This window comes from Cyanobium sp. Cruz CV13-4-11 (genome assembly GCF_024346055.1).
GTDB lineage: Bacteria > Cyanobacteriota > Cyanobacteriia > PCC-6307 > Cyanobiaceae > Cyanobium.
On sequence record NZ_JAGQCH010000008.1, the window covers coordinates 47071 to 69444 of the forward strand.

General features: G+C 64.6%; 31 protein-coding genes and 2 pseudogenes. 16 read left to right on the top strand and 17 right to left on the bottom strand.

Annotation, left to right across the window (positions count from 1 at the left end):
* Position 1: 1 nt before the first annotated feature.
* From KBZ12_RS07980 to KBZ12_RS08010, 7 genes are all read right to left on the bottom strand, one after another.
* Positions 2–418 carry a type II toxin-antitoxin system VapC family toxin gene (locus KBZ12_RS07980; RefSeq protein ID WP_254957388.1) on the bottom strand — a complete coding sequence of 139 codons (417 nt, stop codon included), beginning with the start codon at positions 416–418 and terminating at the stop codon, positions 2–4.
* Entirely contained in the window at positions 415–648 is a 234-nt protein-coding gene (locus KBZ12_RS07985; protein WP_254957389.1) for a FitA-like ribbon-helix-helix domain-containing protein, read from the bottom strand. Before KBZ12_RS07985 ends, KBZ12_RS07980 begins: the two co-directional genes overlap by 4 nt.
* A 66-nt stretch (positions 649–714) precedes the next feature.
* Entirely contained in the window at positions 715–1020 is a 306-nt protein-coding gene (locus KBZ12_RS07990) for a hypothetical protein (RefSeq protein ID WP_254957390.1), read from the bottom strand.
* The gene (locus tag KBZ12_RS07995) at positions 1017–1292 is read right to left on the bottom strand and encodes a hypothetical protein (RefSeq protein ID WP_254957391.1); all 276 of its coding nucleotides are present in this window, start codon (positions 1290–1292) and stop codon (positions 1017–1019) included. The genes KBZ12_RS07990 and KBZ12_RS07995 overlap by 4 nt, the downstream gene beginning before the upstream one ends.
* A gap of 91 nt (positions 1293–1383) precedes the next feature.
* A complete protein-coding gene (locus KBZ12_RS08000) occupies positions 1384–1620 on the bottom strand; it encodes a type II toxin-antitoxin system RelE/ParE family toxin (RefSeq protein ID WP_254957392.1) in 237 nt (78 codons plus the stop codon).
* Positions 1617–1844, bottom strand: a complete 228-nt coding sequence (locus KBZ12_RS08005) for a DNA-binding protein (protein WP_254957393.1) — start codon at positions 1842–1844, stop codon at positions 1617–1619. Before KBZ12_RS08005 ends, KBZ12_RS08000 begins: the two co-directional genes overlap by 4 nt.
* Before the next feature lie 27 nt (positions 1845–1871).
* Positions 1872–2009 carry a hypothetical protein gene (locus KBZ12_RS08010; RefSeq protein WP_254957394.1) on the bottom strand — a complete coding sequence of 46 codons (138 nt, stop codon included), beginning with the start codon at positions 2007–2009 and terminating at the stop codon, positions 1872–1874.
* Positions 2010–2850: 841 nt separating this feature from the next.
* Between KBZ12_RS08010 and KBZ12_RS18650 the strand changes: the two genes are divergently transcribed.
* The 5 genes and pseudogenes from KBZ12_RS18650 (at position 2851) to KBZ12_RS08030 (ending at position 7637) form a co-directional block, all read left to right on the top strand.
* Entirely contained in the window at positions 2851–3270 is a 420-nt protein-coding gene (locus KBZ12_RS18650) for a M23 family metallopeptidase (RefSeq protein ID WP_396100859.1), read from the top strand.
* A gap of 282 nt (positions 3271–3552) precedes the next feature.
* Positions 3553–5445: pseudogene (locus KBZ12_RS08015) on the top strand (Calx-beta domain-containing protein); the annotation flags it as partial.
* A gap of 407 nt (positions 5446–5852) precedes the next feature.
* On the top strand, positions 5853–6131 hold the full coding sequence (locus KBZ12_RS08020) for a bluetail domain-containing putative surface protein (protein WP_254957396.1): 279 nt from the start codon (positions 5853–5855) through the stop codon (positions 6129–6131).
* Between the two features lie 37 nt (positions 6132–6168).
* A complete protein-coding gene (locus KBZ12_RS08025; RefSeq protein ID WP_254957398.1) occupies positions 6169–7410 on the top strand; it encodes a hypothetical protein in 1242 nt (413 codons plus the stop codon).
* A gap of 59 nt (positions 7411–7469) precedes the next feature.
* Complete coding sequence (locus tag KBZ12_RS08030; RefSeq protein ID WP_254957399.1) at positions 7470–7637, top strand: hypothetical protein; 168 nt, start codon at positions 7470–7472, stop codon at positions 7635–7637.
* A 10-nt stretch (positions 7638–7647) separates the two neighbouring features.
* Here the strand turns inward: KBZ12_RS08030 and KBZ12_RS08035 are convergent, their stop codons facing one another.
* The 3 genes from KBZ12_RS08035 to ispG form a co-directional block, all read right to left on the bottom strand.
* Complete coding sequence (locus KBZ12_RS08035; protein WP_254957400.1) at positions 7648–7863, bottom strand: DUF6737 family protein; 216 nt, start codon at positions 7861–7863, stop codon at positions 7648–7650.
* Positions 7864–7882: 19 nt separating this feature from the next.
* Positions 7883–9214 (bottom strand): S41 family peptidase, encoded by a 1332-nt coding sequence (locus KBZ12_RS08040; protein ID WP_254957401.1) that lies wholly within the window; start codon positions 9212–9214, stop codon positions 7883–7885.
* A gap of 70 nt (positions 9215–9284) precedes the next feature.
* Positions 9285–10550, bottom strand: coding sequence for a (E)-4-hydroxy-3-methylbut-2-enyl-diphosphate synthase (gene ispG, locus KBZ12_RS08045; protein WP_254957402.1), 1266 nt, complete (start codon positions 10548–10550; stop codon positions 9285–9287).
* Positions 10551–10746: 196 nt separating this feature from the next.
* Here ispG and KBZ12_RS08050 point away from each other — a divergent pair, with 196 nt between their 5' ends.
* Positions 10747–11340, top strand: coding sequence for a Uma2 family endonuclease (locus tag KBZ12_RS08050; RefSeq protein ID WP_254957403.1), 594 nt, complete (start codon positions 10747–10749; stop codon positions 11338–11340).
* A 47-nt stretch (positions 11341–11387) separates the two neighbouring features.
* On the opposite strand, the gene KBZ12_RS08055 is transcribed toward KBZ12_RS08050, so the two are convergent.
* Positions 11388–11765: a type II toxin-antitoxin system VapC family toxin gene (locus KBZ12_RS08055; RefSeq protein ID WP_254957404.1), complete on the bottom strand. Its 378-nt coding sequence runs from the start codon at positions 11763–11765 to the stop codon at positions 11388–11390.
* A gap of 11 nt (positions 11766–11776) precedes the next feature.
* Positions 11777–12034 (bottom strand): type II toxin-antitoxin system Phd/YefM family antitoxin, encoded by a 258-nt coding sequence (locus tag KBZ12_RS08060; RefSeq protein ID WP_254957405.1) that lies wholly within the window; start codon positions 12032–12034, stop codon positions 11777–11779.
* Positions 12035–12125: 91 nt separating this feature from the next.
* Between KBZ12_RS08060 and KBZ12_RS08065 the strand changes: the two genes are divergently transcribed.
* The 3 genes and pseudogenes from KBZ12_RS08065 (at position 12126) to KBZ12_RS08075 (ending at position 13845) form a co-directional block, all read left to right on the top strand.
* Complete coding sequence (locus KBZ12_RS08065; RefSeq protein WP_254957406.1) at positions 12126–12479, top strand: nucleotidyltransferase domain-containing protein; 354 nt, start codon at positions 12126–12128, stop codon at positions 12477–12479.
* A gap of 30 nt (positions 12480–12509) precedes the next feature.
* A pseudogene (locus KBZ12_RS08070) lies at positions 12510–12878 on the top strand (HEPN domain-containing protein); the annotation flags it as partial.
* A 325-nt stretch (positions 12879–13203) separates the two neighbouring features.
* Entirely contained in the window at positions 13204–13845 is a 642-nt protein-coding gene (locus KBZ12_RS08075) for a hypothetical protein (protein ID WP_254957407.1), read from the top strand.
* Between the two features lie 223 nt (positions 13846–14068).
* Here KBZ12_RS08075 and KBZ12_RS08080 read toward each other — a convergent pair whose 3' ends face one another.
* Positions 14069–14413 (bottom strand): hypothetical protein, encoded by a 345-nt coding sequence (locus tag KBZ12_RS08080; protein WP_254957408.1) that lies wholly within the window; start codon positions 14411–14413, stop codon positions 14069–14071.
* 77 nt (positions 14414–14490) lie between these two features.
* Between KBZ12_RS08080 and KBZ12_RS08085 the strand changes: the two genes are divergently transcribed.
* The 3 genes from KBZ12_RS08085 to KBZ12_RS08095 all read left to right on the top strand — a co-directional run bounded on the left by KBZ12_RS08085 (position 14491) and on the right by KBZ12_RS08095 (position 15631).
* Positions 14491–14808, top strand: a complete 318-nt coding sequence (locus KBZ12_RS08085; RefSeq protein ID WP_254957409.1) for a hypothetical protein — start codon at positions 14491–14493, stop codon at positions 14806–14808.
* A gap of 239 nt (positions 14809–15047) precedes the next feature.
* Entirely contained in the window at positions 15048–15341 is a 294-nt protein-coding gene (locus tag KBZ12_RS08090; protein ID WP_254957410.1) for a type II toxin-antitoxin system Phd/YefM family antitoxin, read from the top strand.
* Positions 15342–15367: 26 nt separating this feature from the next.
* Positions 15368–15631, top strand: coding sequence for a Txe/YoeB family addiction module toxin (locus tag KBZ12_RS08095; RefSeq protein ID WP_254957411.1), 264 nt, complete (start codon positions 15368–15370; stop codon positions 15629–15631).
* 140 nt (positions 15632–15771) lie between these two features.
* Here the strand turns inward: KBZ12_RS08095 and KBZ12_RS08100 are convergent, their stop codons facing one another.
* Positions 15772–16602, bottom strand: a complete 831-nt coding sequence (locus KBZ12_RS08100) for a uracil-DNA glycosylase (protein WP_254957412.1) — start codon at positions 16600–16602, stop codon at positions 15772–15774.
* Positions 16603–16834: 232 nt separating this feature from the next.
* Here KBZ12_RS08100 and KBZ12_RS08105 point away from each other — a divergent pair, with 232 nt between their 5' ends.
* The 3 genes from KBZ12_RS08105 to KBZ12_RS08115 all read left to right on the top strand — a co-directional run bounded on the left by KBZ12_RS08105 (position 16835) and on the right by KBZ12_RS08115 (position 19928).
* Positions 16835–18067 carry a pyridoxal phosphate-dependent aminotransferase gene (locus tag KBZ12_RS08105; RefSeq protein WP_254957413.1) on the top strand — a complete coding sequence of 411 codons (1233 nt, stop codon included), beginning with the start codon at positions 16835–16837 and terminating at the stop codon, positions 18065–18067.
* A gap of 28 nt (positions 18068–18095) precedes the next feature.
* Complete coding sequence (locus KBZ12_RS08110) at positions 18096–18782, top strand: GDSL-type esterase/lipase family protein (protein WP_254957414.1); 687 nt, start codon at positions 18096–18098, stop codon at positions 18780–18782.
* 153 nt (positions 18783–18935) lie between these two features.
* Positions 18936–19928 carry a sigma-70 family RNA polymerase sigma factor gene (locus tag KBZ12_RS08115; protein ID WP_254957415.1) on the top strand — a complete coding sequence of 331 codons (993 nt, stop codon included), beginning with the start codon at positions 18936–18938 and terminating at the stop codon, positions 19926–19928.
* Here the strand turns inward: KBZ12_RS08115 and KBZ12_RS08120 are convergent.
* Positions 19852–20613, bottom strand: a complete 762-nt coding sequence (locus KBZ12_RS08120; RefSeq protein WP_254957416.1) for a TIGR00297 family protein — start codon at positions 20611–20613, stop codon at positions 19852–19854. The genes KBZ12_RS08115 and KBZ12_RS08120 overlap by 77 nt on opposite strands.
* 92 nt (positions 20614–20705) lie before the next feature.
* On the opposite strand from KBZ12_RS08120, the gene KBZ12_RS08125 reads away from it, so the two are divergent.
* Positions 20706–21086: a hypothetical protein gene (locus tag KBZ12_RS08125; protein ID WP_254957417.1), complete on the top strand. Its 381-nt coding sequence runs from the start codon at positions 20706–20708 to the stop codon at positions 21084–21086.
* Here KBZ12_RS08125 and KBZ12_RS08130 read toward each other — a convergent pair.
* Together KBZ12_RS08130 and KBZ12_RS08135 are read right to left on the bottom strand one after the other, a co-directional pair.
* A complete protein-coding gene (locus KBZ12_RS08130; protein ID WP_254957418.1) occupies positions 21052–21855 on the bottom strand; it encodes a 16S rRNA (uracil(1498)-N(3))-methyltransferase in 804 nt (267 codons plus the stop codon). The genes KBZ12_RS08125 and KBZ12_RS08130 overlap by 35 nt on opposite strands.
* Positions 21855–22301, bottom strand: a complete 447-nt coding sequence (locus tag KBZ12_RS08135) for a DUF3531 family protein (protein ID WP_254957419.1) — start codon at positions 22299–22301, stop codon at positions 21855–21857. Before KBZ12_RS08135 ends, KBZ12_RS08130 begins: the two co-directional genes overlap by 1 nt.
* Positions 22302–22374 lie beyond the last annotated feature (73 nt).

Genomic DNA, 22374 nt, shown 5'->3' on the forward strand with positions numbered 1-22374 from the left:
GTCAACCCCAGGGATCAATCAAGGCAAGACCACAGGAGCGGAAGTCACGCGTGTTGCGTGTGGCAAGGTCCATGGCCTGGGAGCGCGCAATCGCGGCAATCTGTCCATCTGGAGCCGCCATCGGCGAGCCAGCGCGTCGTCTCGCAGCCATGATCGGCCCGTAATGCCGGGCAGCTGCTTGATCGAAGACCAGCACGCGATGGTCAAAAGCTGCCGAAAGGAAGGACTCAAAGCGTTCTTCAAACCCCTGCCGGCGTTGTCCAGGAGGAAGTAGTTCCAGCCCAAAAATGATCTCGGCGATGCTGATTGTGGAGATGTACAGCTCTCCGGCATCGACAGCATTGAGCCATGCAATTATCCCTGGATGGGGGGAAAGTCGCATCACTTCCGAGACCACGTTGGTGTCAAGAAGGATCAAGGTGCCAGGTCGATCGCTGGGTGTGAGGAATGGGAGGGAAGCTCCAATTCGATGCCATGGACCTCACCAAAGCTGCTCAAGGCCAGGTCACCCAGGCGGGTGGGTTCAGCCAGTGCGGTATGAAGAATGCGCCGGACTTCTTCCTCCATGGAGATGCCACGGTCAGCAGCTCTCTTGCGTAGCCGTTGAAGCATGGCGTCGTCCAGGCGGCGCACACTGATGTTTCCCATCGGCTTAGGCCTTCCAAGAATGGAATGCTAGCAACTGCTGGCATTCCCTGGCCTTACCCTCGGCGCCTACACCAGCAACGTCCCCTGCAGCTCGCCTATGCGCTGGAACGCGCTTCCTCCACCACCTCCCTGCTCAGCTCCACCCACCAGATCAGGCTGGCAAAAGAAGCTGTCATGGCGGGCCAGGGTTTCCTGGTCGTTGCGTTCGAGGGGCCCAACGCGACACCCAAGCCAGGACAGGCGGCGAAGCGCCAACGTGAGCTGGGGATGTTCGGCAGCAAGGGTGGTCAACTCATCGCGCACATTGTTGGCCAAGGGCTGTGCTGCTTCGATGGGGTAGATCACCGCGTTGGAATCGAGAAACACGATCACCAGTCGCGGTTGGCCTGAAGCTCAGCGTCGAGGTCGGCTTTGGAGCGGATGCCGGTAATGGGCTCCTGCAGCAGCCAGCGCAGGGCAGTGCCGGAAGCAATCGGGGGCCGCTGGGCGGAGAGGATGGTTTCGTAATCCGCCTCGCTGAGGATCACGGCGGATGGGCGATTGCGCTTGAGGATGTGGACCGGGCCACGAAGCAGGGCCTCCTGGATGGCTGCCATGCCACGGCGCTTGATTTCAGCGACCGTGAGGGTGTTTGGAGGCGTCAACTGGAGAGGTGCGCGACGGACCATTCATCCTGTCAGCACCAAATTCCGTACTGAAGATTGATTGTGATTGCCCTCAGCGGTAGGCCTCCCCTCAATGGCTGACCTTCACCACCAGCACCAGCAGGCGGGCCGTTTCGATCTGACAAATCACGCGATCGTCGCCAACCCAGAAACGCCAGAGGCCAGCCCTGTTGGCGGTCAGCCCTTTTGCCGCGTTGGCGAGGATCCCTGCCGTTGGCGACCGTTTCCTGCAGATTGCGAGTGATGCGGCCGGCGGCTGTGCGATCGAGCTTGCGGAGCTGTTGCGCCGCTTCGGGGATGAACTCAACCGTCCAGGCCAAGGTCGTTCACGAGTTGATCCAGAGGAATGGCAGGCTGGCCGGCCCGGCGGTGGGATTCCAAGGCGGCGGCGCCGAGGTAGGCATCTTCCAAGTCATCGATGCCTTGCTCGATTAGCTCCCGCAGATAAAAGGCTTTGGTCCGTCCCGTCTCTTGGGCTAAGCGGTCAAGGCGTGCCTCCGGGGCGGGATCCAGCCGAACGGAGGTGGCCATGCATTCATCTGAATCGTTGCATTCACTTTAGCCAGCTTGGCTGATGGCCCCATTCCGGCAGTTCAGGGCCGGTCGGGAGGGGGCCAGCTCCTTCAGCCAGCCGATCCCGTTCACATTGGCCAAGGCGATCAGCGGCCTGGCGTCGCTGATGACGCGTGCAACCACCGCTCCAGGGTGTCGATGTCGGCGTTGGTTTCAGCTTCCGTACGCAGGATCATCGGAATCGCCAGCCGTGGGAGGTGCCTGCCGAAAGCCGCAGCTTCTGTACTGCCGGCTACATATCTTTGCTGGATGGGTGGAACTGGTGAGGAGTACCTGAGCTTTATCTGAGCAATTTGCCCAGTATGAGAATTGAGGCATTAGACCTAGTCAACTGGATAGATGCGTTGTGGCCACTAGCTTTCTCCTGTCAGCACTGATCCAGGCCTGGCGGCTGAGGCTCAAGGCATGGTCGCTCGATGGTTCCTTGTCCGCCGCAGCCCAGAAGGCCTTGCACCTGCCGGAGGAACCCCAGAACTCACGTCACTCATTAGCCAGTGGGCCGCAGGGGATTTTTCGGCCCTGCCCCCGATCGAGGTGCTGGAGGGCTTTGAGCTGCCCGGGGCGGAAGGAGGAGTATGCGATCAACAGGAGCACAATTTATCTAAATGGAGGCTGTCAACTCCGAATAACAAGATTAAGACTTTGGGATGCAAGGTCAATCCAAGCTCCATTCCAGTGAGCAATTGTAAGCTGACATACTTGCAACTCCAGGCTTGCCATGTGTTGGTTTGTGATTAGCTTCTTTGTTCTCTACGTCAAAATAACTCCGTATCTTTGGCATGGTTCTCACGCCTTTTCGCGCAGGCACTCGGATCGAAGTTACGCAAGGCGACGAGGATCCTAATAACGAGAGGGGACATTCTAATATCCCGGGAATGATCGCTTATGAATTTGACATTTTAAGTGGTGATCCAACAATTGTAAGTGTAACTAATGGGACCATCGTCAGGGTCGATCGCACGGAATGGGGGGGGGGGGTGGATATCGGGGCTATGGCTCGCATGTTGTAATAAGAAATGATGATAATACCTATGATTTGTATTCTCACCTCCACCTAGGGAGCATACCCAGCAATATTCAAGTCAATGCTCGGGTGGGCATTGGTCAGTCTCTCGGAATAATGGGAAATACGGGCGAAAGTACATCAGATCATTTGCACTTCGAGCGCAGGACTCAACCGTCAACATATTCAAGTAGCATAAAGGTTGATTTTTTCGACGATCTCTCTGCTGGAACGTTTGATGGCGAAAGATGGACGTCATCTACTCCTTATCAAGGCGCACCCCCGCCGCCAGGTGATGATCCCCCACCGCCGCCACCTTCCACCGACCCGCGTCTGGTTTTACCAATCTTTGATCCACAGTTTTACCTTGCCACATATTAAGATGTTAGAAATGCCTTTGGTACTTCTAACTTTGAGGGGGCCAAATCCCACTGGCTTCAATTCGGAATCACCGATGGTCGCCGCGGTTCGCTTGTCTTTGATCCCAAGGATTACCTGCAAAGGTTCCCGGATGTTGCCAATGCCTATGGTGCCACTAACTATGCCGGCGCCATCAGCCACTGGCTGGAATGGGGCCTGAGATTCGGCCGTCGCGGATCGGTTGAGTTTGATCCGATCTACTACATGGCCGCGCATCCGGACGTAGAGGCCGCCTATGGCGTGATGAACTTCAGCGGCGCCATCAGCCACTTCTACGAGTGGGGAAAACCAGGGGGCTGGTATGGATCAGAGTGGATCACCGATTCCTCGGCGTTTCAGCTTGGATATTACCTAGCTAACAATGCCGATGTGAGGGCGGTCACCAACAATCCCAATCAGGAGGTAGAAGCAACCAGGCATTGGTATTTTGTTGGGATCTATGAGGGCCGCAGGGGGTCGCCTGAGTTTGATGCCAAATTCTATCTTGCTAAGTACGAAGATGTCCGCGCAGCTTTCGGCGCCAACAACTATAGAGGTGCGTTGGACCATTATCTATTGTTCGGCAAGGCGGGAGGAAGAATCGGTGCGGATGATACGCCTCGCAGCCTCTCAATCAACGATGTCAGCGTCATAGAAGGTAACTCAGGGTCCCAGTACCTTGTCTTCACGGTTTCGCTCAACATCGTCACAGGCGAAACGGTCACCGTCAGCTACAGCACGGCAGATGGAACGGCAACGAGCGGCAGCGCTAGCACCGACTACAGGGGGATCAGTGGCAGCTTGAGTTTTGCTCCATGTGAAACGTCGAAAACGATCAGAATTGAGATTTTTGGCGATACCACTTTCGAGAGTGACGAAACATTTGTTGTTAGTTTAAGCAACTCAACTTATGCCTCCATTGACAAAGGACAGGGCACTGGAACGATCCTAAACGATGATCCACAAATCATTAACGACGGTAAATCCTCCTTCTCCATTGCTGGCAATCCAGTTGTTGGCAAGACTCTCACAGCCACCAAAATAGCTGATGACCCCGATGGAAATGGCACCTTCACCTGCGTCTGGCAATCCAGTTCTGATGGTAATTCGTGGTCCACTATTGGCAGCAATGCAGCCTCACTGCTGCTTGGTTTTTCAGAAGCTGGCAAGCAAGTTCGGGCCACGATTTCCCACACGGATTCTGAGGGCTTCGCTGAATCCGTTTCAGTGGTGCCTCTCGCAATCGGCCGTGGAGTTGTAACCGCAGCGATCACAGGCATCAGTGACAACGTTGGATTGATCCAAGGCACGGTCACCCCAGGTGGCGCGACCGATGATCCCACCCCCACGATCACGGGCAGGTTTTCAGCGCCTCTGGTCAGTGGGGAATCAATTCGGATTTTCAACGGCACCGTCCTTCTCGGCAATGCGGTGGTGAACAACACCACCGGTACCTGGAGTTTCACCCCCACCATCACCGGCACCATCACAGCAGCCCTGGCGGCTGGTGAAACCCTGCGGATCTTCAATGGCGCCACCCTGCTGGGTACGGCCGCGGTCAACAACCTCGCCAAAACCTGGAGCTTTACCCCCACCTTGCCGGCAACTCCAGGCACCACCTATTCGATCACCGCCCGCGTCGCCGATCCTGCCGGCAATCTCGGTACGTCCTCTGCTCCTCCGCGCAGGTTCTTCCTCGATTCCATTGCACCGGCGACGACCGCTGCGATCACGGGCGTCACCGACAACGCCGGCCTGATCCGGGGCCCCGTTGCTCCAGGTGCCCGTACCGACGACACCACTCCCACGATCACCGGCACAATCAGCTCCGCCCTGGTAGCTGGTGAAACCCTGCGGATCTTCAATGGCGCCACCCTGCTGGGTACGGCCGCGGTCAACAACCTTGCCAAAACCTGGAGCTTTACTCCCACCTTGCCGGCCACAGCCGGCACCACCTATTCGATCACCGCACGTGTGGCTGATGCCACCGGCAATCTGGGTCCGGCGTCTGTGGCGCGCAGCTTCGTTCCCGATACCACCGCTCCATCGGTGGCGTCCTTCTCGCCCCTCGACGGTGCCATCGGTGTCGACCCTGCTGCCAACATCCTGCTCACGTTCTCGGAAACCATCCAGCGGGGCACGGGCACGATTCAGTTACGGGTTGGATTGGCCGCTGGACCCATCACCGAAAGCTTTGACGCCGCCACCAGCACCAGGCTCTCAGCCTCAGCAGCGGCCGCCTCACGATCAACCCCACCAGCAACCTGGCGCCCAACACCCGCTACTTCCTCAGCCTGCCGGCCGGGTCCATCATCGATCAGGCGGGCAACCCGTTCGCTGGCAGCAGCACCTGCGACTTCCTCAGCACCAATGTCGTTTCCGGCGGCACCGCCAACGACATCCTTTCCTTCTCCTCCACCGTTGACCGCCTCACGGGCCTGGCCGGTGGCGATACATTTCGCCTCACCTCCCTCAGCCATTCCCTACTCCCCGCCAGTCCGACAACCCCCATCGATTGGATCACGGATCTGGTCACAGGCCTCGATGCCATCGATGCGCCGTTGGTGCGCAACCTGGCCCAGGCGGTGAACCCCGTGGCACTGGGTTCGGTGGCCGAACTCAGTGCCAGCGCGATCACGGCCCTGCTCACCCCCGCCAACTTCTCCGCTCTCACCACCACCTCCACCGGCGGCGTCGCCAGCTTCAGCTTCAACGATCCGGCGAGTGGTGTGCGCACCTTCCTGGCGATCAACGATGGCGTTGCCGGCTTCTCGGCCACCACCGATGCCATCGTTGAGATCACAGGCGTGAGCGGCAACCTCAGCCAGCTGCAGGTGTTCTGATCCCACCACCACCTCAGCAGGCCAGCCCCACCAGCCGATGTTCGATCTCGTCAGCTACCGGCCCAAGGGCGACAAGCGCAACACCGCCTTTTTTGAGGAGTTTCTGCCCCGCGTCTATGCCCGGCGGGCCAGCTCGGGGCTGGAGCAGGTGGTGGGGCCGATGGCGGCGATCGTGATCCAGGTCGACCACGGCAACGGCCTGACCTACCTGGCGGAACTGGCGCTCACCGGCCCCTACCGCTATCAGGAGTGCTGGATCAACGCCACCCACCGCCTCTACCTGCTCAAGGGGGGTGAGGCGTTTCCGCGCCTGATCGTGCTGGAGCCGCTCTTCGATGACTTCGAGGATGAGGTGACGCGCTGGAACGCCATGTATCCCCTCTCGATCGACAAGCCCAACGCCCGCTACATCGGCGAGATCTTCCAGGTGTCCTCCTGCCACGACCTGCGGGCCATCCTTGAGCCCCAGAACATCCGTTTCGCCTATCCGGGCGAAACCGCCAATCCCTTCTATGCCTCCAAGCACCTCTGTTTCACCTTCCTCTCCGATTACACCTACAACCGGGTCGGCTATGTGGACCGGCCGCTCGATGGTCTGGCGGCCCTGGATCTGGGCGATTGGGTGCTGCTGGACGAGGAGGCGCTCAAGCCCCTGACGGACGCCGCCCGACGCCACCGGGAGCACGGGCTGGAGGGCAAGATTCTGGGCATCGATCACCTGGCCACGCGAGTGCTGGCCGGTGAGCGGGAGGATGCCATTCTCGAGTACCTGACGATGGTTCCCTACTACTACTGGGGCTCCTATGACATTGCCGAGATGAACTCCTCCACCAACGTCACCCACCACCCCTCGGTGGGCGACGACAAGCTCTCCCCCGCCCGCGTCTTCACGGCCAATAACACCCCCTCCTATCTCAATTCCCTGTCCAACCTGCCGATGCCCACTGAAGACTTCGTGCGCAATTTCGGGCGACGCATGCATCACATCGCCTATGAGGTGGTCGATGGCGACACCGACGGCGAAAAGAACGTCGATGTGGTGGTGCACACCCTGCGCGAGCTGGGCATCCCCTTTCTCGCCGACATGGTGGGGGAATGCGGCGACGAGCCGAACCTGCGCCAGATCTTCTCGCGCAGCTCCGCCTACTCCCTGCTGATTACCGAGTATGTGGAGCGCTGCCTGGGCTACGACGGTTTCTTCACCCGCGAGAACGTGGCGGCCCTCACCGAGGCCGCGGGCCACGCCGAGCGCTACGAGCACGGCCACGTCTTTGACTGAACCGGCCACGGGAATGAGAAGGAACGTTAAGATGGCGACATCTTTCGTTACGTGGCGCCATGGGTGAACTGATCGAGGTCGCGGGTGCCACCCAGAATCCCCTGCTGCTGCCGGCCTTCCTGGGGGCCCTCGGCCTTGGTTTTTTCGCCCTCTTCCAGGCCGACGCCGGCAACAACGACGACGATGACTCCTCCCCCGGTGGCGGGCTGATGCAGCCCGTCGCCTGAGCCCGGGGGCTCAGCTACCGCCGTCGCTGCCCTGCGACCGTTTCCAGGCTGCCGGCATCAGCACCAGGAACAACAGCCACCAGGCGCCGATCACCACCGAGACCCCGGTGGTGAGCCACCAGAGGTGCAGCACAAGCCAGCTGCCGGCCACGATGGCCAGCCCCGTTAGCAGGATGCTCCAGGGCTGACACCACCAAGGCTTGAGGTCCCAGACAGAGTCCGGCATGGCGCCCGGCCCGTTCAGATCAGGGTTTGGCAAGGGCCGCCGGCAAATTGGCACTGCCGGGCTGGAAGGCCTTCTCCACCGCCGTGCTGGCCTGCAACTGTTTACGCAGGGTGGATTCGGCCGCCCGGTACTGGCTGTCCCGGTTGGTGCCGATGTCTTCCAGCTGGAGTCGCTGCACCTCCTGCTCGGTCATCTTCACCGGCACGTCCGGGTTGATGCCGTGCTTGTGGATGTCCCGGTTGCGGGGCGTCAGGTACTTGGCGATGGTCACGGTCATGCCGGAGCCATCGGAAAGGCCGCGCACCGATTGCACCAGCCCCTTGCCGAAGGTCTTCTGACCCACCAGCACGGCCCGGTTGTTGTCCTGCAGGGCACCGGAGAGGATCTCGCTGGCGCTCGCCGAACCCTCGTTGACCAGTACCACCATCGGTTTGGTGGTCAGGGCCTGGCCGGTGGCCCGTTTGACGTCCTGGATGCCGTCGCGGGTCTTGGTGGAGACAATGATGCCTTCGTTGATCCACTGGCGGGCGATCTCGACGCTCGCCACCAGCAGTCCGCCTGGGTTGCTGCGCAGGTCGAGCACGTAGCCCTGCACCCCCTTGGCCTCCAGGTCCCGCACCGCCGCCCGCATGTCCTTGGTGGCCGTGGCGCTGAACTGCTTCAGGCGGATGTAGCCGACCTTGGTGCCGTCGGGCGCCGTGTTCACCTGGTGGGTGACCGCGTGGATCTCGATCAGTTCCCGGGTGAGGGGGGTGTCGAGGTTCTGGCCCTTGCGGCGCAACACCAGATTGACTGTCGTGCCGGCCTTGCCCCGGATCAGCTTCACCGCGTCCTCGGTGCTCATCCCCTTGGTGCTCTTGCCGTCGATCGAGACGATCACGTCCTTGGGCTGCACGCCGGCCCTGGAGGCCGGCGAGCCCTCGATCGGCGAGATCACCACCAGTTCCTTGGTCTCCTTGTCGACGCTCAGCTGGATCCCCACCCCGGAGAGCTCCCCGGAGGTGTCGATCTGCATTTCCTTGAATTCCCGCGGATCCAGGAAGTGGGTGTAGGGATCGTCGAGGGTGCCGAGCATGCCGCGGATGCCCTCGTAGGCATCCTTGGGGGTGCTGTAGCTCTTGGACAGCACGCTGCGGCGCAGCTTGCGCCACTGTTCCGGTGTGTATTTCCCGGTGGTGTCCAGGTAGTCGCGGAAGACGATCTGCCAGGCCTGATCCATCACCTCCTTGGGGCTGTCGCTGATCGACACGGTTCCGGTGGGGGTCAGCACCATATCCCTGGCCATCACCGCCGTGGCGGCACAGGCACCGAGACCAACCAGCACCACGACAGTGGCGCGAGCTCTTCCCATGGTGGCGATCCTCAAGGGAGTCTGAAACGTGATTCCAAGGTAGCGCCGCTGCCAGGGGTGGGCTCCCCGGTCAGGGGTCGACCCAGCGACCGTCCTCCTTGATCAGGGCGATCAGCGCCTCCACCCCCTCGGCTTCCGGCACCCGGCGGATCTCCTCCCGCCCGCGGTAAAGGGAGATGGTGCCGGGCGTCTTGCCCACGTAGCCGTAGTCGGCATCCGCCATCTCGCCGGGTCCGTTGACGATGCAACCCATCACGGCGATGTCGAGCCCTGTCAGGTGGGCGGTGGCTTCGCGCACCTGATGCAGCACCTCCTCGAGGTTGAACAGGGTGCGGCCGCAGCTGGGGCAAGCCACGTACTCCACCATGGTTTTGCGGAGCCCCAGGGCCTGCAGAATCGAGTAGCAGACAGGGATCTCCTTCTCCGGCGCCTCGGTGAGGGAAACGCGAATGGTGTCGCCCAGGCCTTCGGAGAGCAGGGTGGCGATGCCGGCGGTGCTCTTGATGCGGCCGTAGTCGCCGTCGCCGGCTTCGGTGACGCCCAGATGCAGCGGGTACGGGAAGCCCTCGGCATCCATGCGGTCGGCCATCATCCGGTAGGCGGCCAGCATCACCGGCGCGCGCGACGCTTTCATCGAGACAACGATGTTGTGGAAGTCGAGCCGGTCGCAGATGCGGATGAACTCCAGGGCCGACTGCACCATGCCCAGGGGCGTGTCGCCAAAGGTAAACAGCATGCGCTCCGCCAGCGAACCGTGGTTGACCCCGATGCGCAGGGCCTTGTCCTGCTCCTTGAGCAGGCTCACCAAAGGCTCGAAGGTGGCGGCGATGCGCTCGCCGATGGCGGCGAACTCCTCCGGCGTGAACTCGCTGCGGCCCGGGTCAGGTTTATCGAAGACGAACAGGCCCGGATTGATGCGCACCTTGTCGACATGCTGGGCCACCTCCAGGGCGATCTTCATGCCGTTGTGGTGCACGTCCGCCACCAGCGGCACCGGGCCGTAGCTGTCCTGCAGGCGCTGGCGGATCTCCTTGACGGCTTTGGCGTGGGCCAGCGAGGGCACGGTGAGCCGCACGATCTCGCAGCCGGCCTCATGCAGGCGACGGATGCCGGCAGTGGCCCCTTCGATGTCGAGGGTGTCCTCGTTGATCATCGACTGCACCACCACCGGGTGCTCGCTGCCGATCCAGATGTCGCCGACGCGCACGCTGCGGGTTTTGCGGCGGCGGATGGTGGTTTCGTAGCGGGGGTCGCTCGCCCATGCCGGCAGATCTGCAGCGGCGGCCGAGGCTGAGTCGGCCGGGGCCGTGTCGGGGCGGGACGGGGCGACGGTCATCGCGGGGGGCGGGGCGCGTGGCCAAAGCCTGTCACAACGGCCGGGAAACTGGCGAGGGCAGGCGGGGCAGGGTCAGGCAACAGGAGCCAGGTCAGTTCGGGATCAACTCCGCACCGCTTTGGCCGATGGAAGCCAACCTGAGCCAGAAACAACAAACCTATGATTCATAGGTCTGGACGTTCAGGCTTCTTCCGCCATGGGCCCGATCGCCGCCATCCCTCCGGCCCAGCCAGCCAGGCGCGACGGAGGACGCCGCCATGCCCGTTTCAGCGTGGCTGAGTTCCATCGCCTATGCGAGCAGGTGCCGGAGCGAAGGCTGGAACTGATCGATGGTGAGGTGCTGGAGGTGATCGCCAAGGGGAGCCGCCACACGGCGGTGGTCCATCGGCTGGCGCGGGCCCTGACCCCGCTGCTGGAGAGCCACCAGGATGGGGAGCGTCCGTTGTCCGGCCATGAACTTCGCATCGAGGCTCCCCTGGATCTGGGGGAACATCAGGAGCCGGAGCCCGACCTGGCCGTGGTGACGGCTCGCTCCGATGCCTGGCTGGAGGCCCACCCCACCGCCGCCGACACGCTGCTGGTGATCGAGGTGGCCGATGCCAGCCTGGCCTACGACCTCGATACGAAACTGAGGCTGTATCAGCAGGCAGGGATCGCCAACTACTGGGTGGTGGATGTTCGTCAACCCACGGCCTTCTTCCTGCTTCAGGGCAAAAGCAACTCCTCCCTACTGGCGGTGTTGCGCGAGCAGGTCGAGCTCCTGGTGGCTGAGCTGCGAGCCCTGGGATAGCCGGATGCCAATGGCGCCAAGGCCGTGGCCAGCACCCATCCCGATTCTCACCCCACCCAGCGCACCCCTTCGTCGTAGCCCAGCAGGGTGCGATCGGCCGTGAGCAGGCTCAGCCGTTCCTGGGCGGCCTGGGCCACCAGAAGCCGGTCAAAGGGATCACGGTGGATTCTGGGAAGGTGCTGCACCGCCAGCACATGATTGACCTGGATCGGTAGTTCCCGGAATCCCTGCTCCAGCAGCCCCAGGCGCAGGGCCGGTGGATTCAGCTGGAAATCTTCTCGACCCAGGGAGGCCTTGATCGCCATCTCCCAGATGCTGACAACGCTGAAGCAGATCACGCATCGCCGATCCACCAGTTCGGCCGCCAGGGAACTGCCAAGCCGTTGCGGCGCGTAACCGACCCAGACCAGAAGCTGGGTGTCCAACAACAGGCCGTTCATCCCGGCTCGATGGCTGGTTCAGGCCCCAGGTCGAACATGGCGTTGATCTCGTCTTCAAAATCGCGCTTGAGATCGGCATCAATCCGGGCTGTCCCCGCCAGAAACCCCAGACGGCGGGGAGGCTGCTGATCCATCACAGGGATCAGCCGCACCAGCGGCTTGCCGGCGCGGGCGATCACCACCTCCTCGCCGGCCAGGGCCTGGTCGACGTAGCGGGAGAGGTGGGTCTTGGCGTCGTGGAGGTTGACCTGCATGAACGCACGCCATCAATGGACTTAGTTCAGGTTAGCGGCTAAGTCCGGCTGTCTGCCGCCTGCAGCCGTTGTCGGCACCTAACTTGAGTGCATGGGAAGCGACGAACTGAGCCCCCTTGAACGGTTGCGCCGCCGGCGACACGAACGTTGGCTGGAGGCGCTGCAGCAGCAGCTGGCCGAGACCCTGGCTGAGGTGCCATGCCGCGTCTGGCTGTTCGGCTCCCGGGGCCGGGGAGATTGGGATGGCTACTCGGACACCGATCTGCTGGTGGAAGCCGAGTCCGCCGAACTGGCGGAGCGGGCCGCCGATCAGTTGCGCAGCGCCCTGGTGGGCGATGACGTGCTGGCCCTGGATCGGTGCCGGTGGCAGGCCATGGCAGCTTCGCCCTCTCCCCACTGGCGCGCCGTGCATGCGCAGGCCCGTTGTGTGCACCCGCGGCCATGAGTCAGGCCCGGCACCGGTGCTTGGTGGCGCCAGGCCCACAACGATCTGGAGCTCGCAGAACTGGCACGCCGCAACGGCTTTCATGCCCAGGCCTGCTTCTTTGCCACGCAGGCGGCCGAGAAAGCGCTCAAGGGCGCGATCCTGGAACTCGGCGGCGAACCGCCCCACACCCATGTGCTGGGCCCGTTGGTCAAGCTGCTTGCGGCCGAGGGGCTTGATGTGACGGCCCTGGCTCCGCTGCCGCTGCCGGCCCTGAGCCGCATGAGCGTGACCAGCCGCTACCCCCTCGACGACACCCCACCGAGCGAGTTGTTCGATCCCCGCGACTCCGATCAGGCCCTGACCACGGCGAAGGCTCTGCTGGTCTGGGTGGAGCAGCTCGATCAGCCGCACGGCTGAAACCTCGAGTCAGGGTCGATCACCAACCTGATTCTTGATGCCCTGATCGCCGAGGCCGCGATCCGCAGCCGCTGCACCGTTCTGCTCTCCGAACACTTCGGCCACGGGCGCAACTGACCAACGGATCTGAGCGAACCCAAGGGTGTGAGCCAGCAGCCGCTGGAGACACCCTTCCTCCCGCGACGGCGCACCGACCGCTGTTGACAAGCCGGTACAAACCCAGGGGACCATCGACCCGTAGCTAGTGGGCCATTTGTTCAACTGGCACGGCATCACAAGCGCTTTCGGGGGGGGCAGCAGATTTGCTGCAAACGTGTTACTTCCAGTGGCCCCTGTTCAATCTTCGATCAAGGAGCTGCAGACCTCCGTGGTTCCCAAATCAAGCCAGTTAGCAGAAATACATTCACGGCCACACCACCTCAAGAAGTTCGTCGGCCATGCCGCCTTCGGTGCTGCCCTGCTGGTGACCGGCCTCCAAGCCGGAGCCGCCTCAGCGCTTAGCTTCAATTTTAGCTTCACTGGGACAGGTAATCCAACCTCCCCGGCAACGGTTACGGGCATCGTCGATGGCCTAGTTGACAATCAGGCCAACCAAAAAACCGGGCTTACTTTTACCATTACTTCGGCAACAAACACTCCCACTCTTGGTTGGTCTGTATTTAGCACTTATGATGGCGAAACAGGTATTGATGTGTCCGGAGGCCAGGTGACTGGCGCAGACGTGATTTACGTTAACACTTCTGATGGCACCCAAACTTTATATTTAGGGGCGTTTGGCTTCCTTGCAGAGATTAATACTTTTAGTTCCAATGATAAAAAATATTTTTCCATTTCAGATTCTTCTTCATCGCTTGTCTTCACTCCCGCCTCTCCTGCTTCGGTCCCAGGCCCTTTGCCCCTCTTCGGCGCCGGTGCTGCTTTCGGTTGGAGTCGTCGGCTGAGGCGCAGGATCAAGTCTCCGGCTTGAATCGAGGCTCGTTGAAACACCCAGCCCTTCTCTCCCGGAGAGGGGCTTTTTTTATCAGCGTTGTTGTCAGCTGAACTCTTCTGTGATGTCTCACCTGTCCTGATCCTGCCCGATGCCTGCCAGCTCAGAATCATCGCGATCGCTGCCCTCCCTCATTGCCCGCGGCGTTGGCCTGGCGGGGGTGGTGTTGATCGTGTTGTTTCTCACGATCCTCTCCACCTCGCTACTGCCGCTGCGCCTGCTTGATGCCGCCTGGCAGCTGCGGGTGGGCGGCGCCTTGATCAATGCCTCCCCCTTTCCCTTGATCGGCTTGGTGCTGCTCCATGTCGCCGCCAACCTTGATCCCCAGGATCCGCTGCTGCTGCAACGTCGTCGCCTCGCCGCCCAGCTGGCGGCGGCCGTGGCGATCGGTTATTTGCTCCTGGCCCCGCTGCTGGCCGCCGCCAACCTGCAACGCCAGCAGGGCCTGGCCCTGGCCACGAGCGGCGGGCTGCGTCGTGACTCGGAGCGGCTGCAGCAGATGCGCCAGGTGGTGAGCAGCACCAGCAGCATCCCGGAGCTGGAGCAACGCCTGGCAGCCGTGCAGGGACCCCGCCTCGATGCGGCTGATCGCAGTCTGCCCTGCCGGTGCTGCGCAGTCGGATCATGTCCGTTCTTGATCAGGCCGCCGCCCGGCTCGAGCGCGCCCGCAGCAGCGTCCCGCCCGCCAGTCCCTTCTCCCAGCTCGGCGACATCGTCCGCACCAGTGTGGCCTGCCTCGCCCTGGCCGCCGGCTTCGCCGGCCTGGCACGGCGCCCGGGAAGCAACCTTTCGTTGCTGGCGGAGTTGCAGCTGGGCTGGCAGCGTCTGTGTTATAGCAAGGCGAGCCTGCGCCGGGGTTCTGGCCCGGGTGGTGCCGATCCTGATTACTTTCGGCGTCTCAGTGAACAGGCGGAAGCGGAGGAGGCCGAGCAGCGCCGGTAGAGCCCTTGGGGTGGCTTGGCGGATGGCGAGGACAATTGAAGGGGGGTGCGGAGTCTGAGAGGGGTTGGCAGCAGAGCTGATGTTTCAGGGGTTGTTGGAGGGGATCGGTGGGGGACTGAGCAGCAAGGCTTCAGTCGCCGTTCCAACCGGCGTGCCCGGCTGGATTCGCGGCCCTTCCACAGCCCCCACCGGAGTCAGCCAACCCCGATAAGCTGTTGTACATGTAGCTGGACACCTCGATGCAGGTGGTGAGCTTTACGGAGGCACGGGAGGGCTTTCGAGCGCTGCTCGACCGGGTCGAGGCGGATGCGGACGTGACGGTGATCTCGCGGCGCAATGCCCGCAGCGCGGTGGTGATGTCGCTCGACACCTACAACAGCCTGATGGAGACGATCCATCTGCTGCACTCTCCCGCCAATGCCGCCCGTCTGCAGCTCTCCCTGGCGCAGGCTGAACGCGGCGATCTTGTGAGCCAGGAGCTGATCACCGCGGAGTCGGAACAAGAGCGTTCGGTATGTAAGGGAGAAGCGTGATCAAGAGCGAAGCGTGAACAAGACCGATGCCTGAGCGCTTGGCCTGGACTGCCACGGCCTGGGAGGACTACCTCGATTGGCAAGGGCAGGACCGCCGGCAATTGCGACGCATCAACCAGCTGGTTCAAGCCTGCCTGCGGGATCCATTCATCGGCATCGGCAAGCCGGAACCCCTACGCGCCAACCTGGCGGGCTGCTGGTCACGCCGGATCGATGACAGTCATCGTCTCGTCTATCGATTGGAGGGTGAGCTGCTGGTGATCATCGCCTGCCGTTATCACGACAGTTGAGCTCCTCGCTGAGCCATGCGAGAAGCCGGATCCTCCTCAACAGAGCGCGTCTCGGTCGGGCCCCATCAACGCCCCCATGATCACTTCTTTCATGGACAAGACTGTTAAGGACAAGATCGTCATGGGCAGGATCACCAAAGTCACCCCTGCCCAGCCGCCAGTTCATCCAGCCGGCGGCGCAGCAGCCTGAGATCCTGCAGGGTGTGCCATTTCGGGCTTCCTTCCAGGCCAGAAGGATTGCGCAGCAGATAGGAAGGATGGAGCAGGGGCATCAGGGCGATGGGCTTCAGGTTGCTGGGCTGAATAGCGATCGTCTGCCGGTTGATCGCCTCAGGATTGTTCGCTGGCTGGTTCGGCAGATGGTTCGGCAGATCCCCGATCTGATGGGGGGACCGGGGCTGGTCTTGTTGTCGTGGGACCTCGGCGAAATTGTGAGTCTCCGTCGTGGACAGGAACGAACCCTCCAGCGGCTCCAGCCACTGGCCCCGCAGCTTGGTGATGCCGCCCTTGAGGCCCAACAGCGCCTCGAGTGCCGTGGCGCCCAGGAGGCCGATCAGCTGGGGCCGCTGCAGGGCGATCTGGCGCTGCAACCAGGGCAGGCAGGCGGCGATCTCGGCGCGGCTCGGCTTGCGATTGCCCGGCGGCCGGCACTTGATCACGTTGGCGATGGACAGATCCCGTTCGCTGTCGAGGCCGGCTTCAGCCAGCAGCTGCTCCAGCAGCTTTCCCGCCCGGCCGACGAAGGGCATGCCGCTGGCGTCCTCCTCGGCGCCAGGGGCCTCGCCGATCAGCAGCAGCCGGGCATGGGGGTTGCCGCGGCCCACCACCACCTGCTGTCTGGAATCGGCCAGCCCGCAGCGGTGGCACTGGCCGCAGGCCGCCGCCAGCTGTGGCAGCGGCGCAGGGATGCCCTCGGGCAGCTGCGGAGGGGCCCCAGGGCCATCAGCGCCGGTAGTGGGATCTGGGGACATGGCAGACAGAGAAGGCAAGGCGCGTAGGCAGGGAGACGGGGCGATCGCCTTGGACAGCCTGGAGGATCTGGATCGGCAGTCGCCGAGGCCATGGGGGCGCCTGGATGGGGCCGGCTGGATGGCCGCAACCAATCAAGGCCGGCACCCTGACCGATTTGTTGCGCCTTTGAACCAATGGCGGTTGCACCGTGCGTCAGGATGAAAATGTGATCCACGCGACGAGTCCGCCACGATGCCGGCCCCGCTGACACCGGTGACGACGGCAGCTCCGTCCTCCCCCAGCACCCCAACCGAACCCCTCAGCCTGGCCGCCAGGGCTCAGCAGTTGCAGCCATCTCTCACCCTGGCGATCACCGCCAAGGCGCGGCAGCTGCGCTCCGAGGGTCGCAACGTCTGCAGCCTCAGTGCCGGCGAGCCGGATTTCGACACCCCCGCCTTCATCCGCGCCGCAGCAGCGCAGGCCCTGGAGGCCGGCCACACCCGCTACGGCCCGGTGGCCGGTGAGCCGGCCCTGCGCGAGGCCATCGCCGCCAAGCTCTGCGGCGAAAACGGCATTCCCACCCGAGCCGATGCGGTGCTGATCACCAATGGCGGCAAGCAGGCGCTCTACAACCTATTCCAGGTGTTGCTCAACCCCGGCGATGAGCTGCTGCTGCCTTCGCCCTACTGGCTGAGCTACCCGGAGATGGCGGGCCTGGCCGGCGCCACGGTGCGCCTGTTGCCCAGTGATGCCGCCACCGGCTTCCGATTGCGGGCCGAGCAGCTCGAGGCGGCGATCAGCCCGGCCAGCCGCCTTCTGGTGCTCAACACCCCCTCCAATCCCACCGGCATGGTGCTCAGCCGCGCTGAGCTGGAGGCGATTGCTGCCGTGCTGCGCCGCCATCCCCAGGTGGCGGTGGTCTGCGATGAGATTTACGAATACCTGCTGGCCCCGGGCCACAGTCATCACAGCCTGGCGGCGGTCGCCCCCGATCTGGCCGATCGGGTGTTCATCGTCAACGGCTTCGCCAAGGGCTGGGCGATGACCGGCTGGCGCATCGGCTGGCTGGCCGGCCCCCGTCACGTGATTGCCGCCGCCAGCGCCCTGCAGAGCCAGAGCACCAGCAACGTCTGCAGCTTCGCCCAGTTCGGCGCCCTGGCGGCGATCACCGGCTCCCGCGACTGCGTGCGGGAGATGGCCCAGCACTTCAACCAGCGCCGTGCCCTGCTCAGCGAAGGCCTGATGGCGATGGAGGGCATCCGCCTGCTGGCGCCCGAGGGGGCCTTCTATGCCTTCCCGGATGTGGGCGCCTGGGGGCTGGACTCGATGACCCTCTGCAACCGCTTGCTCGATGAGGTGGGCCTGGCGGTGGTGCCGGGGGTGGCCTTCGGCGACGACCGCTGCATCCGCCTGTCCTGTGCGGCCTCCCCCGCCACGATCGATGATGGTCTGGAGCGGCTGCGGCGCTTCGGCGAGAGCCTCTGAGCGGACGGCTGGTGCTGGAGGCTCGCCCATGACGGGCTCACCGATGCAGATCCCCAGGAAACTGGTGGTCCTGGGGGACAGCGGTGTCTATGGCTGGGGTGATCCGGAGCAGGGCGGTTGGTGCGAGCGCCTTCGCCGCCATTGGATGGACTTGCCCCAGGGGCCGGTGCTTTATGGACTCGGGGTGCGCGGCGACGGCCTGGAGCGGTTGGCGGCCCGCGCCGAGGTGGAAGTGAGCCACCGGGGCGAGCTGCGCCGCCAGCGCCCCCAGGGGATCCTGCTCTCGATCGGCCTCAACGACACGGCCCGGGTGGGGCGACCCGACGGCCGCTTCCAGCTGGCGCCGGAGGCCTTCCTGTTCGGCCTGCAGCAGTTGCTGCCCCGGCTGCAGGCCATTGCGCCGGTGTTCGTGCTGGGCCTCACGCCGGTGGATGAGGCCGTGATGCCCTTCGCCGAGATGCTTTGGTACGGGCTGGCCAGCGTGCGGCTCTACGAAGGCCTGCTGGAGGAAGCCTGCATGGAGGCTGATGTGCCGTTCCTGCCGCTGCTTGATGCCTTGCTGGCCGACCCCCTCTGGCTGCAATGGCTGTGCAGCGACGGCCTCCACCTCAACGGCGACGGCCATGGCCAGCTCTACCGCCGCCTGCGTGCCTGGAGCGCCCTGTTGCAGTGGGCCGAGCTGGACCCGCACAGCAGCGTGACGGCGGCGCACTGATCCCTGCGTCCGGCTCCCTGCACCCTGAGTGCTGCAGCCAGCCGGCCACGATGGCATCACCCGATCGGAGGAAGGGAACTCCCCCCATCCGGTGAACCTCCGCCGTCTGCCTGCGGCGACTCTGAAGAAACGGACCCCGCTGGATTCACCGCCATGGATCGCCCTCCGCCACTCCCTCCACCGGCACCTGCGCTGCTGGCGACCCGCCGGGCGCCGCAGCCGGATCTCTGCCAGGGCTGCCGCGACATCCCCGAGGCGATCGTGGATCGCCAAAGCCGCAACCGCCGCCGGCTCAAGGCCTTCGCCGCCGCCACCGACCCACTCAGCCGCCTCCGCTGGCGCAACCTGCTGGTGGAGGACAACCTGCCGCTGGTGTTTTCCATCGCCGGTCGCCAGGGTGCCGATGCCGGCCTGGCGTTCGAGGATCTGGCCCAGGTGGGCAGCCTCGGCCTGATCCGGGCGGTCGAGGCCTTCGATCCCGATCGCAATGTCAGCCTCAGCAGCTTTGCCGTCCCGTACATCCAGGGGGCGATCCGAAGGGAGCGGCGGGATCGCCAGCCCATGGTGCGCCCACCCCGGCCCCTGTGGGATCTGCACCAACAGGTGCTCAGCCTCCAGGAGGCCCGGCGTCGCAAGGGGCTGGAGCCCTTGCCCCCTGCCGCCCTCGCCGATCGCCTGGCCTGCGATCCGGCCCGGCTCGAGGAGGCCCTGCAGCTGCGAAGCGCCGGCAGGGTGCGCAGCCTGGATGCCCCCCTCGGCCAGGGCGGCGGTGATACCGACGCGGCCGGTTGCCTGCTGGATCTGCTGGCGTCTCCCACCGGCTTCGGTGGGGACGAGGAGCTGGTAGTCGCGGGCGAGGCCCGCAGGGCTGAGCGCCAGTGGTTGCGCCAGCAACTGGCGGAGCTCGATCCCCGGGAGCGGGAGCTGCTGGTGGGCCGGATCGATGTGGGCTGCACCTGGGTCGAGCTGGGCCGGCAGCTCGGCATGCCGGCCCGCCAGGCCCAGCGCCGCTGCGATGCCGTTCTCGATCGTCTGCGGCGCGCCGCCCTCGCCTGGCGCCAGCAGGCCCTCAGCCCTGCCCAGGCGACAGCCACGGCACCAGCGCCATCGCCAGGAGGGCCGCCAGTAGCGTCTGGAGCCCGTTGACCAGCTCATTGTTGAGCCAGCCCCACCGCTGCTGAAGGCTGGCACCCACCACGCTTTCGGCCAGGGTGGCCACCAGCCCGACGCCGCCGACAAGCAGCGCCATGGGCCCGCCACGGATGAGCCCGAGAGCGAGCATCACCAGGGTCATCAGGCCACTGCCCACCAGGCTGGCGGCGGTGCCCTCCAGGCTGATGGCCCCCTCGGTTCCAGGTGGCACCGGCCGCAGGCTGGTGATCAGCACCGTGTGGCGGCCCCAGCGTTTGCCGATTTCGCTGCCGAAGGTGTCCGCGAGCTTGGCGGCGAAGCTGGCGGCGAAGCCAGCCAGCAGCACGGGTATGGCGGCCGCCGGTGCCCGGCAGGCCAGCAGGGCCAGCACGGTGCCCACCAGGGCGGAGCCCCAGACGTTCTCCGGCCCCCGCCGGCCCTCCCGGCCCTCCGCCAGCCCCAGCTCCCGCTTGCGGCGAAAGCCCAGCTTGGTCACCAGGCTGCCCAGGGCCAGATAGGCCACCACCGCCAGCCAGCCGCGCCAGCCCAGGCTTCCCCACAGCAGGGTGCCGAGCACCCCGGCGTGCACCCAGCCGGCCCGCGTCAGAAGGGGCAGGCGCTGGGCGAGGGCGATCAGCAGGCCGTTGATCGCCAGGGCCGTCAGCCACGGTGAGGGGTCCTGGGGCGGCAGCAACACCATGACGACGGCCCGACTGTGTTGCACAGATCTAAGCGAGACCCTCCCGGGTGCCGGTCTCGGCGGATAATCCCTGCATCCGGTGCTGCCCTCCGATGGTCTTCAAACGACCCAAGTTCTTCCTCGATCTGGGTGGAGGCGAAGGCAACGACGCCCCGGCGCTGGTGGCCCCCCCCAAGGCCGAGCCCAAGGCCGAGCCCAAGCCAGAACCGAAGCTGGCCCCCCAGTCGGTTGGTGATCAGATCAGCGGGTCAGCGATGACGGAAGCGACACCTCAGCCTGTCTCGGGTCTCACCACCGCCGCGGCCATCGCCGCCGAACTGGCCGCCGCCGAGGCGCTCCGCCCCGCCCCGTCCCTGGCCACCTTCGCCCCTGATTGCGTCACAGCGGGTGGCGCCACGCCGATGAAGCGCCGCACCCCCGGAGCCAATCTGGGCGCGTTCAAGGAGATGGCGGCCGGCATGATGCGTTCCTGAACGCCCGCCAGTCGGCCAGCAGGGCCACCCCGCCCACCGCGGCGGTAGCCGTGCGCAGGATCGATGCCCCCAGGCTGACGGGGTGCCAGCCGGCCGCTTCGGCCCGCTCCTCTTCGTCCGGGCTCCAGCCCCCCTCCGGCCCGATCGCCAGCCGGATCCCGGCGGCGAGAACGCTGTCGCTGGTCCCCTCGGCCAGGTGCTGCAGCCGCTGGCTGCAGAACGGCAGGGCGTCCCGCCGGGTGGTGGCGAGCAGGGCGATGCCATGGGCCGGCCGCCCCAGCCAGGAGGCGGCCCCGCAGGGAGATTCCAACGGGGGTTGCCACAGCCGTTCGCACTGCTCGGTGGCCTCCCGCACGATCCCCCGCCAGCGTTCCAGCGGGCAGCGCTCACCGGGGGCGCCCCGTTCGGCCAGCAGCGGCTGGAGCCGGTCGGCGCCCAGTTCGGTGGCCATGCGCCAGACCAGATCCGCGTCCCGCTTGGGTATGGCCATGGCCAGCTCCAGGGGTGCCGTGGTAGGTGCCTCCCGCCGCAGGGGGCTCTCCGGGGCCTGCTCCAGCCGCAGGCGCCGTCCCGGTTCGAGCACCGCCGTCCAGAGCTGGCCGACGCCGTCCACCAACGCCAGCCGATCGCCGGTCCGATAGCGCAGCACCCGTTCCAGGTAGTGACCTTCCTGGGGCTCCAGCGCCAGCCAGGGCAGCTCCTGGCCCCCGCCCGCCAGGGCGGCGATCCGCTCCGGGGCGATCAGCAACCGGCGCAGTTCCCGCCCCATCAGTCCCCGAAGAACGGGCTTTCGGGCTCTTCCTCGATCGGCCAGTTCTCGTTGAGGCCGCCGATCACCAGCTCGGTGATTTCCAGCACGTCGTTGTCGAGCTGGCGCAGGGCGTTGATCAGCACATCGAGGGCCAGGGCATCGCTCGTGCCCAGGTCCACCCAGCAGCGCGCCCAGTCGTCCTGGTATTCCATCGGCCCCATGTTGTGCATCAGGGCCGGCAGGCAGTGCTCCGCCGCCTCGCTGTCGTAGGCGAGCCAGCCGAGATCCACTCCCCCTTCATGGGTCTGCAGATTCTCGGCGTTGAAGGCGCCCAGCTTGCCGAGGAAGAACCAGCTGTCGAGGGCCGTTTCCACGTAGCCCTGCTCGGCAGCACCCGGCTGGTCGGCGAAGTGCAGCCAGATCCAGCAGTTGAACGGATCCACCTCGCGAAATCGGACATCCATGGAGAACGGGGGCGAACGGTGCGCATCTCCCCCCATCCAACACGCTCCACCGCCGCTGCTCCGGACGGCATGC

What these genes read in the sequence shown, in the direction of transcription:
- KBZ12_RS07985 (WP_254957389.1), bottom strand. Translation starts at nt 648, where the DNA reads ATGGGAAACATCAGTGTGCGCCGCCTGGACGACGCCATGCTTCAACGG.
- KBZ12_RS08005 (WP_254957393.1), bottom strand. Translation starts at nt 1,844, where the DNA reads ATGGCCACCTCCGTTCGGCTGGATCCCGCCCCGGAGGCACGCCTTGAC.
- KBZ12_RS18650 (WP_396100859.1), top strand. Translation starts at nt 2,851, where the DNA reads ATGGGGGGGGGGGGTGGATATCGGGGCTATGGCTCGCATGTTGTAATA.
- KBZ12_RS08025 (WP_254957398.1), top strand. Translation starts at nt 6,169, where the DNA reads ATGTTCGATCTCGTCAGCTACCGGCCCAAGGGCGACAAGCGCAACACC.
- KBZ12_RS08030 (WP_254957399.1), top strand. Translation starts at nt 7,470, where the DNA reads ATGGGTGAACTGATCGAGGTCGCGGGTGCCACCCAGAATCCCCTGCTG.
- KBZ12_RS08035 (WP_254957400.1), bottom strand. Translation starts at nt 7,863, where the DNA reads ATGCCGGACTCTGTCTGGGACCTCAAGCCTTGGTGGTGTCAGCCCTGG.
- KBZ12_RS08040 (WP_254957401.1), bottom strand. Translation starts at nt 9,214, where the DNA reads ATGGGAAGAGCTCGCGCCACTGTCGTGGTGCTGGTTGGTCTCGGTGCC.
- ispG (WP_254957402.1), bottom strand. Translation starts at nt 10,550, where the DNA reads ATGACCGTCGCCCCGTCCCGCCCCGACACGGCCCCGGCCGACTCAGCC.
- KBZ12_RS08050 (WP_254957403.1), top strand. Translation starts at nt 10,747, where the DNA reads ATGGGCCCGATCGCCGCCATCCCTCCGGCCCAGCCAGCCAGGCGCGAC.
- KBZ12_RS08060 (WP_254957405.1), bottom strand. Translation starts at nt 12,034, where the DNA reads ATGCAGGTCAACCTCCACGACGCCAAGACCCACCTCTCCCGCTACGTC.
- KBZ12_RS08065 (WP_254957406.1), top strand. Translation starts at nt 12,126, where the DNA reads ATGGGAAGCGACGAACTGAGCCCCCTTGAACGGTTGCGCCGCCGGCGA.
- KBZ12_RS08085 (WP_254957409.1), top strand. Translation starts at nt 14,491, where the DNA reads ATGTCCGTTCTTGATCAGGCCGCCGCCCGGCTCGAGCGCGCCCGCAGC.
- KBZ12_RS08090 (WP_254957410.1), top strand. Translation starts at nt 15,048, where the DNA reads ATGCAGGTGGTGAGCTTTACGGAGGCACGGGAGGGCTTTCGAGCGCTG.
- KBZ12_RS08095 (WP_254957411.1), top strand. Translation starts at nt 15,368, where the DNA reads ATGCCTGAGCGCTTGGCCTGGACTGCCACGGCCTGGGAGGACTACCTC.
- KBZ12_RS08100 (WP_254957412.1), bottom strand. Translation starts at nt 16,602, where the DNA reads ATGTCCCCAGATCCCACTACCGGCGCTGATGGCCCTGGGGCCCCTCCG.
- KBZ12_RS08105 (WP_254957413.1), top strand. Translation starts at nt 16,835, where the DNA reads ATGCCGGCCCCGCTGACACCGGTGACGACGGCAGCTCCGTCCTCCCCC.
- KBZ12_RS08110 (WP_254957414.1), top strand. Translation starts at nt 18,096, where the DNA reads ATGACGGGCTCACCGATGCAGATCCCCAGGAAACTGGTGGTCCTGGGG.
- KBZ12_RS08115 (WP_254957415.1), top strand. Translation starts at nt 18,936, where the DNA reads ATGGATCGCCCTCCGCCACTCCCTCCACCGGCACCTGCGCTGCTGGCG.
- KBZ12_RS08120 (WP_254957416.1), bottom strand. Translation starts at nt 20,613, where the DNA reads ATGGTGTTGCTGCCGCCCCAGGACCCCTCACCGTGGCTGACGGCCCTG.
- KBZ12_RS08125 (WP_254957417.1), top strand. Translation starts at nt 20,706, where the DNA reads ATGGTCTTCAAACGACCCAAGTTCTTCCTCGATCTGGGTGGAGGCGAA.
- KBZ12_RS08130 (WP_254957418.1), bottom strand. Translation starts at nt 21,855, where the DNA reads ATGGGGCGGGAACTGCGCCGGTTGCTGATCGCCCCGGAGCGGATCGCC.
- KBZ12_RS08135 (WP_254957419.1), bottom strand. Translation starts at nt 22,301, where the DNA reads ATGGATGTCCGATTTCGCGAGGTGGATCCGTTCAACTGCTGGATCTGG.